Here is a 12414-nt window from a genome sequence, read left to right as displayed (position 1 = left end):
ATGACAGATGAATCCAATCCCCATCTGGCAGGAGAAGCTCAGCCCGGGGGAATGGCTCCGGGGCGGGGCGCTGTCGGTCCTCTATGTGGCCCTCTTCCCCTTCCTCATGGCCTGGGTGCAGCGCAATGCCTGGGAGGAGCTCCCGGTGGCGGAGTCCAACGTGGTCTACTATCTCATTTCCGTGCTGCTGGGCTTTGTACTCTTTTCCGGCCTGTGGAAGCGGAACCTGGACCGTCTGTTCTCCTGTCCGGGCAAGAATCTGAAGTCCATAGCCGCCGCTCTGGTGGCCTGGATCGCGCTGGATGTTCTGGTCCGGCAGATCCCCCTGCCCGTGCGCAACCCAAACGAGAGCGGCTATGCCCTGGAGTATCTCCTCTCCCCCGGCGCCACCGGAATGATCGTGGTGGTCCTCATGCCCATCGTGGAGGAGCTGCTCTTCCGGGGACTGCTCTTCGGGGGCGTCCGGCGGTACAGCCGGGGAGCGGCCTACCTGCTCTCGATGGGACTCTTCGCCCTGTACTGCGTGTGGCAGTTTGTGTTCTCTTACGGAAGGATGGACATGCGCTATCTGCTCCTGGCGGTGCAGTACCTGCCGGCGGGAGTCCTTCTGGCCTGGTGCTATGAGCGGGGCGGCTCCCTGTGGAGCGCGGTGCTGCTGCACATGGCCATCAACGGACTGACCCTGCTGCGCATCGTGGCGGGCTGAGCACCTGTCCGCCTTATCTCTCATTCAGAAAGTCTGGTGAATCCCTATGCCTCATATCCAACCTCTGGACCCCCATGTGGCCGACCTCATCGCCGCCGGCGAGGTGGTGGAGCGGCCGGCCTCGGTGGTCAAGGAACTGGTGGAAAACGCCATTGACGCCGGTGCCACTGCCGTCACGGTGGAGATTCAGCACGGCGGCATGACCCTCATCCGGGTGACGGACAACGGCTGCGGCATCGCCGCGGAGGAGGCCGAGACCGCTTTCCTGCGCCATGCCACTAGCAAGATCCGGAGTGAATACGACCTGGAGGCCATCGGCACCCTGGGTTTCCGGGGGGAGGCGCTGGCTGCCATCGCGGCGGTCTCCCGGGTGGACCTGCTCACCCGGACGGCGGATGAGAGCGTAGGGGTTTCCGTAGAACTGGAAGGGGGCGTGGTGGTCTCTCGGGAGGAGGCCGGCTGTCCCCAGGGCACCACGATGGTGGTGCGCGACCTTTTCTACAACACCCCCGCCCGTCTGAAATTTATGAAGAAGGACTCGGCGGAGGGGGCGGCCGTCTTTGCCGCCGTGCAGCGGCAGGCCCTCTCCCACCCGGAGGTGAGCATCCGCTTCCTGCGGGACGGCCGGCAGGAGCTCCTCACCCCCGGCGACGGGCAGCTCAAGAGCGCGGTCTATGCCGTCCTGGGACGGGAGATGGCCCTGGGCCTGCGGAGCGTCACCGGCTCTGGGGAGGAGATGACGGTGAACGGCTTCACCTCCCTCCCCACCTGCTGCCGGGGCACCCGGGGATACCAGCACTTCTTTGTCAACGGACGCTATGTGAAGTCCCGCACCATGATGGCCGCCCTGGAGGAGGCCTATGCCAACCAGAAGATGGTGGGCAAGTTCCCGGGGTGTGTCCTCCACCTGACCACCAAGCTGAACGCGGTGGACGTGAATGTCCATCCCACCAAGCAGGAGGTCAAGTTCGGCAGCGAGCGCAAGGTCTTTGACGCGGTGTACTACGCCGTGCGGGCCGCCTTGGAGCAGGATCAGACCCGCCCCACCGCCGTGCTGGAGCGGCCCCGGGCCCACGACAGCGTCACCCCCAACCAGACCAAGTTCCAGACCATGACGGCCCAGCAGTATCGCGCCCTGACGAGCCAGGGCGTGGCGGAGGGCGCTCCGGAGCGCCGGCACCCGGTCCGGCCGGGTCTCTCGGCCCTGGAGCGGATCCGCACCGCCCCCCTGCCGGGGGAGCGTCTGCCCCTGCACGATTACACGGCGCCCCGCACCCCGGCCGCCCCGGCCCCGGTCAGCACCCCGGCGAAACCGGCATCCGCCCCCGTGGTCCGGACAGAACCGGAGGCGCGCACCGTCCCTGCGGCCCCCAGCCCCCGCCCGGCGCCTGTGGTCCCGGAGCAGGAGGAATCCGCCCCTATGAATGAGCGGCCGGTTTCCCCGGCTCCGACCCATCCGGAGCCGGAGGCCAAAGCCGAAACTGCGCCCGCCGCGCCGGAGGTCCTCCCCCCTGTGGCGGAGGAGCCCGAGCCGGAGCCCTGGCGGCTGGCCGGGGAGATCTTCCACACCTATATCATCGTGGAACAGGGGGAGCGGGTGCTGCTCATCGACAAACACGCCGCCCATGAGCGGATGCACTTTGACCGGCTCAAGGCGGCGGGCTATACGCCCATGTGCCAGATGCTGCTGACGCCGGTGGTCTTTACGCCCCCTGCCGAGGAGGGCGCGGTGCTGCTCCAGAACCAGCAGCTCCTGGCCGACTTCGGCTTTGAGGTGGAGGATTTCGGCGGCGGCGGGCTCATCGTGCGCCAGTGTCCCGACTATGTGGACGCCGGAGACATTGAATCCACCCTCTCCGAGCTGGCGGGCAGGCTGCTTTCCACCGGGCGGGCCGACCCGGCCGCCGCTCGGGACGGCGTGATGCACACCATGGCCTGCAAGGCCGCCATCAAGGGCGGGCAGAAGAACGATCCCCACGAGCTGGAGCGGGTGGCCAAAGCTGTCCTGAGCGGAGCGGTGAAATACTGCCCCCACGGGCGCCCGGTGGCCATTGAGCTCACCCGGGGCCAGCTGGAAAAACAGTTTAAGCGGGCCTGAGGGACCGGGAACAAAAAATCTCCCCCGGTCGACCGATTTCGCAGGCGAGACTTCCAATAATTGGGTATTATAGTGGCATTCCGACGGCCGTCTTAGGACAGGCCCTAGATAGAAAAGGAGTGCACTGTAATGCAAAAGACCAACAATCTTCAGGAACTGTTTCTGCTCCGGGCCCGGAGCACCTGCGCCAATGTGACGGTATTCCTCATGAACGGCTATCAGATCCGGGGACAGATCGCCGGGTTTGACGCCTTTGTGGTGGTGGTCCACAGCGAGGGCAAGCAGCAGATCATCTATAAACACGCCATTTCCACCATTATCCCGGAACGTCCGGTGGATCTGCGCCCCACGCCCCTCTCCGCGGAGGAGCCGGAGGGATAAGATCCTGAGCGGGCGGGCTTCCGGCGCGGGAAGAAAGGAACGACATGAAACAGGGACCCCTCCTCAACCGAATCCTGATGCTGGTGCTCTTTGCGGCCCTGCTTATCTACCTGGGCGTATATGTCTGGGACAGCATGAACGACCCCTTTACCACTGCCACGGCCTATGCCTGCACGGTGGACGACGCCATGGAGGCTACCGGCTTCCTGGTGCGGGAGGAGCAGGTCATCCAGGGGAACGGAGCCGTGGTGGACCAGCTCTTCAACGAGGGAGAAAAGGTGGCACGGGGGCAGACTGTGGCGGTGCTCTACGGCAGCGCCGAGGCTGCCGAGCGGCGCAATACCCTGCTGGCCCTGGAAAATGAGCGGGATCAGCTCCAGTATGCCCTGACCCAGAGCGCCGACGCCGGGGACAACGCCCGGCTGAGCGGGGAGATCATCGATGCCATCACCACCCTGCGCTCCTCGGTGGCCTCCGAGGACTTTACCCGCCTGGAGGACCAGACGCTGGAGCTCAAGAGCCTGATCTACCAGCGGGCCGACGCCTTCGGCACGGAGGAAGAGGGGGGCACCACCGTAGCCGAGATGCAAAACCGCATCCAGGAGCTCAATGCCCAGATCAGCGCCCTTCAGTCCCAGTCCAGTCAGGACACCACCCGCGTCACGGTCAGCCAGTCGGGGACCTTCTCCGGCATGGTGGACGGCTTTGAGACCCTCCTGACCCCGGACGGACTGGAAAACCTGACTCCTGCAGATCTGGACAAGCTGAGCGCCCAGATGCCCCAGCAGGACACCACTGCGGTGGGAAAGCTTATCACCAGCTCCACCTGGTATTTTGTCTGCGCCCTCTCGGAGGAGGAGGCCGCCAACCTGACCGAGGGGAAGGACATCACCGTCCGCTTTTCCCGGGACTGGTCGGGCTCGGTGGACATGGAGGTGGAGCGCCTCGGTCCGCCCCAGGGCGGACGGATGACCGTGATCCTCTCCACCGACCGCTTCCTGGCGGACACTACCCTGCTGCGCAAGCAGACGGTGGACCTGGTGTTCCGCAGCAAGAGCGGCATCCGGGTGCCCACTCAGGCCATCCGTACGGAGGAGCGCAGCGAGACCAATGAGGAGACCGGAGAGACCACAGTGCGCCAGGTCACCGGCGTCTATGCCATCGTCGGCGTACAGGCCGAGTTCAAGGAAGTGACCGTGGTGGACCAGCGGGAGGGCTACTGCGTGGTGACGCCGGTGACCACCGGCGTACCGGGGACCGATAAGAAGGCCCTGCGCTCCGGAGATGAGATCATTGTGACAGGAAAAGACCTGTTTGACGGAAAAGTAGTGCGCTGATCCGTTCAAACCAGAGAGAAACAGAGGTGCTTGTGATGTCATTGGCAGAAAAGATCCGGCAGGTAGAGGAGAACATTGCCGCCGCGGCCCGAGAGGTGGGGCGGGACCTGAGTGAGATCACCCTGGTGGCTGCCACCAAGGTCCAGACCTCCGAGACCATCCGGGAGGCCATCGCCGCCGGCGTGAAGGTGTGCGGAGAGAACCGGGTGCAGGAGATGACCGCCCACCTGGCTGACAACGCCTATGAGGGGGCCAAGCTCCACTTCATCGGCCATCTCCAGACCAACAAGGTCAAGTTTGTGGTGGGCCGTGTGGACCTCATCGAGTCGGTGGGCTCCCAGCGTCTGCTGGAGGCCATCGAGCAGCAGGCCGCCAAGGTGGGCGTGGTGCAGGATATTTTGCTGGAGGTCAACGTGGGCGGCGAGGAGAGCAAGAGCGGCGTGAGTGTGGCAGAGCTGCCCGCGCTGGCCGCCCGGGCGGCCGAGCTGCCCCATGTGCGCCTGCGTGGGCTGATGGCCATTCCGCCTGTGGCACAGAATGAGGGGGAAAACCGCCCGTTTTTTGCCCAAATGCGCCAGCTTTTTGTTGACATAAAGGAAAAAATGGACGATAATAAATCTGTTATCGACTGCCTTTCCATGGGTATGAGCCGCGACTATGAGGACGCGGTGCGGGAAGGCGCCACGCTGGTCCGGGTGGGGACGGCCCTCTTCGGGCCCCGGCCGCCCATGGGACAGCCCGGGTAAACCGGATGGAGGCACAGGCCTCCTGCCGGACCGGTCCGCGGTCCGGATAGCCCCAACGTATTGCCATGCAGGAGGGAACAAACATGGGATTTATCGATGATTTGAAGCGTCTGGCCCGTCCCTATGAGGATGAAGAGGACATGGACGGCTACGAGGACGACTTTGAAGATACCAGCCGGAACGACTTCAGCGAGCGCAAGTCCGCCCCCAAGAAGGAGAGCGCCTCGTTCAACCTGGAGCCCGAGCGGCGCAGCAACAAGGTGGTCAACATCCACACCACCACCCAGCTCCAGGTGGTGCTGGTCAAGCCCGACCGGTTTGAGAATGCCGCCGAGATCGCCGACCACCTGCGGGAGAAGCGCACGGTGGTGCTCAATCTGGAGCAGACCAACAAGGAGATTGCCCGGCGCCTGCTGGACTTCCTCTCCGGCGTGGCCTACGCCAACGAGGGCAAGATCAAGAAGGTCGCCCTGTCCACCTACATCATCACCCCGTACAATGTGGACATTTTGGGCGATCTGATCGACGAGCTGGAAAACAACGGCCTCTACTTCTAAGCGGAGAGCAGGCCGCCGGGGGCAGCCCCGGAACATGTAGAGAAGCAATAAGAGAAATGGGGTATTGGAATTATGATGACGCCTCAGGAAGTCTCCGAGCACGCCTTTGCCAAGGCTTCGTTCGGAGGTTACAACATGGCCATGGTGGACGAGTTCCTGGACGTGCTCACCGAGGACTATACCGCGCTCTATAAGGAAAACGCCGTGCTCAAGAGCAAGATGAAGGTCCTGGTGGAAAAGGTGGAGGAATACCGCTCCACCGAGGACGCCATGCGCAAGGCCCTGCTCACCGCCCAGCGGATGGCCGATGAGATGGTGGCCGAGGCCGAGGCCAAGAAGAACGAGCTGCTCCAGAATGTGGAGGCCGACGCCAAGGTCCGCCGCATCCAGCTCCAGCAGGAGCTGGCCAATGAGGAGGCCCGGCTGAGCGCCGCCCGCCAGGCCACTGCCGAGTATGTGGGCAAGCTCAAGGAGCTCTACCAGCACGAGATGGACTACCTCAACGGACTGAGCAAGCTCACGGTCGCCGCGCCCAAGGCCGACCCGGTGAGCGAGACCGCCCAGGCCATCGAGCACGCGGTGGAGGAGTCCGTCCGCGAGGAGGAGAAGATCACCATCGAGGTGCCTGTGGAGGACAAGCAGGACGGCGGCCTGTACGCCGAGCTCATGGAGCTGAACATGAACCCCGCCGAGGGGGAGCGCCACAAGCGCCCCATCCGTCAGCCCATCGAGACCCCCGCGCCCGCCCCCAGCGAGAGCGAGGAGGACGACACCGCCCCCACCCGGCGCATCGACTTTTCCAATCTCCAGTTCGGCAAGGACTACGAAATCAAGTGAGCCCCTCTTGACAGAACCGGGAAAAGCGGATAAGATAGTAACGCTTTATAGGAAAAACGCGCAGATGAGGACCAGTAGCGCCGTATTTGCTGCCCAGAGAGCCGCCGTTTGGTGCAAGGCGGAGAGCGATACGGCGGGAAGATCACCTCGGAGCGGCCCGCTGAAGGACAGTAAGCGGGGACGGCCGGCGGCCGTTATCCGCCCGCCCATGGGGGTATTGCGCCCGTGGGACCGAGGGGCCGCATTGCGCGGCAAGAAGAGTGGTACCGCAGAGGTTCAAAACGCCTTTGTCTCTTGAAGTTCAGGAGACAAAGGCGTTTTTTGCTGTCTGCGGACCGCCCGGGAGAGAACTGACCAATCAAATCTGAGTATAAAAGGAGAACCAACCCATGGATTACAACCAGACCGTTCACCTGCCCCAGACCGACTTCCCCATGCGGGCGGGCCTGCCCAAGCGGGAGCCGGACATGCTCCAGGAGATGTATGACCACGACCTCTACCACAAGCTGATGAAGAAGAACGAGGGCAAGCCCACCTTCGTGCTTCACGATGGCCCTCCCTACGCCAACGGCAACATCCACATCGGCACCGCGCTCAACAAGATCCTCAAGGACATCATTGTTAAGCACCGCAACATGACCGGCTACTGCGCCCCCTATGTGCCCGGCTGGGACACCCACGGCCTGCCCATCGAGTCTGCCATCCTCAAGAGCAAGAAGATCAAGCGGGATGAGCTCACCACCTCCGAGTTCCGGGAGAAGTGCAAGGAGTACGCCCTGGACTTCGTGGACAAGCAGCGGGAGCAGTTCAAGCGCCTGGGCGTGCTGGGCGAGTGGGAGAATCCCTACCTGACCCTCAAGCCCGAGTTTGAGGCCAAGCAGGTGGAGATCTTCGGTAAGATGGCCGAGAAGGGCTACATCTACAAGGGCATGAAGCCGGTCTACTGGTGCCCTGCCGACCAGACCGCTCTGGCCGAGGCCGAGATCGAGTACGCCGACGATCCCTGTACCACCATCTTCGTAAAATTCCCCGTCCAGGACGACAAGGGCAAGCTGGGCCAGTACGCCGACCTCTCCAAGGTCTACTTCGTGATCTGGACCACCACCCCCTGGACCATCCCCGGCAACTTCGCCATCTGCCTGAATGCCGAGTTTGACTATGTCCTCCTCCAGGTGCCGGGCGGGGACGTGTACGTCCTGGCCAAGGATCTGGCCGAGAGCGTCTGCAAGGCCGCCCACATCGACTTTGAGGCCTGCCAGGTCCTGGCGACTCTGAAGGGCAGCGAGTTTGAGCTGATGACCGCCAAGCATCCCCTCTTCGACCGGGAGAGCGTCATCCTTAACGGCGAGCACGTCACCCTGGACGCCGGCTCCGGCTGCGTCCACACCGCCCCCGGCTTCGGCGCCGAGGACTTCCAGATCTGCCAGCAGTACGACAAGGCCGGCCTCACCCACATCGGCGTGCCCGTTCCCGTCAACGCCAAGGGCGTCATGACCGACGAGCGCTACAACGGCCAGTTCTACGCCAAGGGCAACGACATGGTGGTGGAGGACCTGGAGAAGGAGGGCTTCCTGGTCGCCAAGGAGAACATCACCCACTCCTATCCCCACTGCTGGCGCTGCAAGAACCCCATCATCTACCGTGCTACCGAGCAGTGGTTCTGTTCCGTGGACGCCATCAAGGACGCCGCCGTCCAGGCCTGCGACTCCATCCAGTGGAAGCCTGACTGGGGCAAGGACCGCATGACCAGCATGATCACCGAGCGCAACGACTGGTGCATCAGCCGCCAGCGCGTGTGGGGCGTGCCCATCCCCATCTTCTACTGCGATGAGTGCGGCGCCGACATCGTCACCTCTGAGACCATCGCCCACATCTCCGCTCTCTTCCGGGAGCACGGCTCCAACATCTGGTTTGACAAGACCGCCGACGAGCTGGTGCCCGAGGGATTTGTCTGCCCCAAGTGCGGCAAGACCCATTTCTCCAAGGAGAGCGACATCATGGACGTGTGGTTCGACTCCGGCTCCACCCACGCCGCCGTGCTGGATGAGCGCCCCTACCTCCACTTCCCCGCCGACGTCTACCTGGAGGGCGGCGATCAGTACCGCGGCTGGTTCCAGTCCTCCATGCTGACCTCCATCGCCGCCAAGGGCGTGGCTCCCTACAAGCAGATCATCACCCACGGCTGGACCGTGGACGGCGAGGGCAGAGCCATGCACAAGTCCCTGGGCAACGCCGTGGCCCCCGAGGAGGTCATCAAGGACTACGGTGCGGACATGCTCCGCCTGTGGGTGGCCAGCGCCGACTACACCCAGGACATGCGCATCTCCAAGGACATCATGAAGCAGCTCTCCCAGGCCTACCTGAAGATCCGCAACACCGCCCGCTACATGCTGGGCAACCTCTGCGACTTCGAGCCCGACACCGACGCCGTGGCCGTGGAGAACCTGATGGAGCTGGACCGCTACGCGCTGTACCGCTTCAACGAGCTGGTCAAGACCGTGCGCGCCGCCTACGACCGCTATGAGTTCCACGCTGTCTACCGCGCCGTCTACAACTTCTGCGTGGTGGATATGTCCAACTTCTATCTGGACATCATCAAGGACCGCCTCTACTGCGGCAATGAGGCCGAGCGCCGCTCCGCCCAGACCGCCCTGTACAGCATCCTGGACGGCATGACCCGGCTCATCGCCCCCATCCTGGCCTTCACCTCCGACGAGATCTGGCACGCCATGAAGCACGCCAAGGACGTGGACGGCGAGAGCGTTCTCTTCAACGAGATGCCCGGCGACAACGCCGCCTATGCCCTGGACGAGGCCGCCAAGGCCCGCTGGGAGAAGCTGGTCAGCCTGCGCGACGCGGTGAACAAGGCCCTGGAGAACGCCCGCAATGCCGGCGTGTTTAAGAAGGCCCAGGACACCGAGATCACCCTCTCCGTGTCTGAGGCGGACGCCGCTTTCCTGGCCGGCGTGGACCTGGCCAGCCTGTGCATCGTGTCCAAGGTCACTGTCACCACCGAGGCGGTGGAGGGCGAGCGGAACGAGGAGTCCCTCATCCCCTGCACCATCGCCGTGAAGCTCTCTGAGGCCCCCAAGTGCCCCCGCTGCTGGAACCACTGCGATTCCATCGGGACTGAGGGTCACCACGCCGAGCTGTGCGACCGCTGCGCCGCCGTGGTGGAGGGTTAATTTCCCCCTTAAAATCCGATTTTATAAAAAGCCCGCTCCCGGAACCTTCCGGGAGCGGGCTTTTATCACGGATCGGTAGAGACAGGGCCGTAGAGCAATTCATACTCCCGGATATGGCTGCGCAGCACCAGGCGGACATAGCGGGACAGGGAGCGGTTGGTCTGCTTGGACAGGGCGCGGGCTTTGGCCTTGAGTTCCGGGGGGACCTGGACGGAAATGCACTGGTCTTTTTTGGAATTAGACATAGGTGTCACCTCCTTTGTATCTATATAATATCATTTAGATAGATATAGTCAATATCTATTTGTATCTATTAGAACTATTGTTGTAAAAAAGTAGAGCGGGTATGATAATAGCATCTATTAGAGTCATTAGGAGTGACGACGATGTCTGTACAGGCCAATCCGTATCCGTTGCGCTTGGAAAAAGAGCATATGGAAAAAATTAAAGTTTTAGCCAAACGGGACAAGCGCTCCATCAATATGCAGCTCTGCCTGGCGGTGGAGACCTATCTGGAGCAGTACGAGAAGGAGCACGGCAAGATCCCCGTGAAGCCGGAGGAATAATCGGCCTTTTGCCGGTGTCCTCGCCGGACGGGCGCGCCTGTTCGGCGGGAACTCCTCTTTCTTTTCGAAAAGAAAGAGGAGGGAAAGAAAACGCCGGAGGGGGAACGAGGACGCTTCCCCCTCCGGACCTCCCCCTCAGTGCACCCCCGGCGGAACAGAGGGAACCGCGTCAGCAAAGGTGCGTACCCATATCGGGGGAAGATTTCCGCCGCTGAAGAGAGGTTTTGGTCTGGTGCTTGCGGAAGCCCCCGGCTTCGACTGCCGTCGGGAGAGAGTGCTTCCGTTTATTGACAAGCTCACCGGGTACCTCATAGGCAGCCGCCATTGCCTTTGGCCCATCGGGCTTTTGCAATTGCTGAGACTTTCAGCCCAGCCCGTTGGGGCGTACTTTGAGGGGGCGCCGGGGGAACCATCCCCCGGCCCGTTCTTTCCCGCCGCTTTCTTACGGAAAAGAAAGCGGTGCCCTCGCCGGGGAGGCGGTTCCCGCCGAACAGGCGCGCTCCCCCCGCCGGGCAGGCGTACTCCAGTTGCCACACCGCCGGAACCGTGATAAAATAAAACGATTCTAACTTCCAAAGGAGCCTTTTCATGCTGTATGCAGTGCTTGTTGCGGCCCTGGTGGCCATCGACCAGGTGGTCAAATACCTGGTGCGGGCCAACATCCCGCTGGGGGAGTCCATCCCCTTCCTGCCCCATGTGATGGATCTGACCTATGTGCAGAACACCGGGGCGGCCTTTTCCATGTTCTCCGAGCACACCTGGATGCTCACCCTGCTCTCGCTGGTCGTGTCGGTCCTGCTGGTCCTGGTGCTGGTCAAGGGCTGGGTCACCCGGACCCGGCTGGGCCGGGTATGCGTGGCGGTGGTGCTGGCCGGGGCGGTGGGCAACCTCATCGACCGGGCCCTTTTCAACTTTGTCACCGATATGTTTGAGACCACCTTTATGAATTTCGCGGTCTTTAACGTGGCCGACATCTGCGTGGTGCTGGGGGGCATCGGCTTCTGCGCCTACTATCTCTTCCTCTATGAGAAGCTGGAGGGAAAGGAGAGCGGCCATGACGACGCTGGAACTGCGGGCTGACCGGACCGGCGAGCGGGCCGACAGCTTCCTGGCCCGGACGGTGGAGGGCCTCACCCGCTCCGCTGCCCAGCGGCTGCTGGAGGAGGGGGCGGTGCGGAAAAACGGCGCCTCCGTGAAAAAGAACGAGAAGCTCACCGAAGGGGATACGCTGATCCTCTCCCTCCCGGAGCCAGAGCCGGTGGACATCCTGCCCCAGGACATTCCGCTGGACGTGGTGTATGAGGACGACGACGTCATCGTGGTCAACAAGCCCGTTGGCATGGTAGTCCACCCGGCCGCCGGCCACCCGGACGGCACGCTGGTCAATGCCCTCCTCCACCACTGCGGCGACAGCCTCTCGGGCATCAACGGGGAGCTGCGGCCCGGCATCGTGCACCGGATCGACCGGGACACCTCCGGCCTGCTCATCGCCGCCAAGAACGACTTTGCCCATCTGGGACTGGCCGAACAGCTCCAGGACCACTCCCTCTACCGGGAGTATGAGGCCATCTGCGTGGGCAACCTCCGGGAGGACCGGGGCACCGTGAACGCCCCCATTGCCCGGCACCGCACCGACCGCAAGCGCATGGCGGTGGACCCGGAGGGGCGGGAGGCCGTCACCCACTGGACCGTGCTGGAGCGGCTGAGCGGATACGCCTACATCCAGTGCCGTCTGGAGACCGGGCGCACCCACCAGATCCGGGTACACATGGCGTCCATCGGCCACCCCCTGCTGGGGGACGTGGTGTACGGGAGCAAGCGTCCCTACCCCGGCCTGGCGGGCCAGTGTCTCCACGCCCGGCGGCTCTCCTTCGTCCACCCCCGCACCGGGGAGCGCATCACGGTGGAGTGCCCTCTGCCCGACTGGTTCCAGGCCGTGCTGGCCAAGCTGCGCCGGATGAGTGCCGCGCCTTGACAAGGGAAACGGGGCCGGTATAGAAT

At 63.3% G+C, this 12414-nt stretch carries 12 protein-coding genes and 1 other annotated feature; of the genes, 11 read left to right on the top strand and 1 reads right to left on the bottom strand.

Features of this window, described 5'->3' with window-relative positions:
* The first annotated feature begins 7 nt into the window (after positions 1-7).
* From H8S34_RS04605 to ileS, 8 genes are all read left to right on the top strand, one after another.
* Positions 8-706 (top strand): CPBP family intramembrane glutamic endopeptidase, encoded by a 699-nt coding sequence (locus H8S34_RS04605; protein WP_186963170.1) that lies wholly within the window; start codon positions 8-10, stop codon positions 704-706.
* A gap of 46 nt (positions 707-752) precedes the next feature.
* Positions 753-2804: a DNA mismatch repair endonuclease MutL gene (gene mutL / locus H8S34_RS04600; RefSeq protein ID WP_186963169.1), complete on the top strand. Its 2052-nt coding sequence runs from the start codon at positions 753-755 to the stop codon at positions 2802-2804.
* 129 nt (positions 2805-2933) lie between these two features.
* Positions 2934-3185, top strand: a complete 252-nt coding sequence (gene hfq / locus H8S34_RS04595) for an RNA chaperone Hfq (RefSeq protein WP_186963168.1) — start codon at positions 2934-2936, stop codon at positions 3183-3185.
* A 44-nt stretch (positions 3186-3229) separates the two neighbouring features.
* Positions 3230-4522: a biotin/lipoyl attachment domain-containing protein gene (locus H8S34_RS04590; protein ID WP_186963167.1), complete on the top strand. Its 1293-nt coding sequence runs from the start codon at positions 3230-3232 to the stop codon at positions 4520-4522.
* A gap of 35 nt (positions 4523-4557) precedes the next feature.
* Positions 4558-5268, top strand: coding sequence for a YggS family pyridoxal phosphate-dependent enzyme (locus H8S34_RS04585; protein WP_186963166.1), 711 nt, complete (start codon positions 4558-4560; stop codon positions 5266-5268).
* 83 nt (positions 5269-5351) lie between these two features.
* On the top strand, positions 5352-5825 hold the full coding sequence (locus tag H8S34_RS04580; protein WP_101692442.1) for a cell division protein SepF: 474 nt from the start codon (positions 5352-5354) through the stop codon (positions 5823-5825).
* Between the two features lie 72 nt (positions 5826-5897).
* On the top strand, positions 5898-6662 hold the full coding sequence (locus tag H8S34_RS04575) for a DivIVA domain-containing protein (protein WP_101692441.1): 765 nt from the start codon (positions 5898-5900) through the stop codon (positions 6660-6662).
* Positions 6663-6714: 52 nt separating this feature from the next.
* Positions 6715-6960, top strand: a binding site (T-box leader).
* 91 nt (positions 6961-7051) lie between these two features.
* The gene (gene ileS / locus H8S34_RS04570) at positions 7052-9847 is read left to right on the top strand and encodes an isoleucine--tRNA ligase (protein WP_186963165.1); all 2796 of its coding nucleotides are present in this window, start codon (positions 7052-7054) and stop codon (positions 9845-9847) included.
* A 65-nt stretch (positions 9848-9912) separates the two neighbouring features.
* Here the strand turns inward: ileS and H8S34_RS04565 are convergent, their stop codons facing one another.
* Positions 9913-10092: a hypothetical protein gene (locus H8S34_RS04565; protein ID WP_186963164.1), complete on the bottom strand. Its 180-nt coding sequence runs from the start codon at positions 10090-10092 to the stop codon at positions 9913-9915.
* Between the two features lie 189 nt (positions 10093-10281).
* Between H8S34_RS04565 and H8S34_RS15325 the strand changes: the two genes are divergently transcribed.
* From H8S34_RS15325 to H8S34_RS04555, 3 genes are all read left to right on the top strand, one after another.
* Positions 10282-10413, top strand: a complete 132-nt coding sequence (locus tag H8S34_RS15325) for a hypothetical protein (protein ID WP_279287835.1) — start codon at positions 10282-10284, stop codon at positions 10411-10413.
* 588 nt (positions 10414-11001) lie between these two features.
* A complete protein-coding gene (gene lspA, locus H8S34_RS04560; RefSeq protein ID WP_101692437.1) occupies positions 11002-11493 on the top strand; it encodes a signal peptidase II in 492 nt (163 codons plus the stop codon).
* The gene (locus H8S34_RS04555) at positions 11468-12388 is read left to right on the top strand and encodes an RluA family pseudouridine synthase (protein ID WP_186963163.1); all 921 of its coding nucleotides are present in this window, start codon (positions 11468-11470) and stop codon (positions 12386-12388) included. The genes lspA and H8S34_RS04555 overlap by 26 nt, the downstream gene beginning before the upstream one ends.
* Positions 12389-12414: the final 26 nt, after the last annotated feature.

This window comes from Pseudoflavonifractor hominis, from assembly GCF_014288125.1.
GTDB classification, from domain to species: Bacteria; Bacillota; Clostridia; order Oscillospirales; family Oscillospiraceae; genus Pseudoflavonifractor_A; species Pseudoflavonifractor_A gallinarum.
The sequence above is the reverse complement of the archived record's forward strand: the minus strand, read 5'-3'. Positions and strand labels throughout refer to the sequence as shown.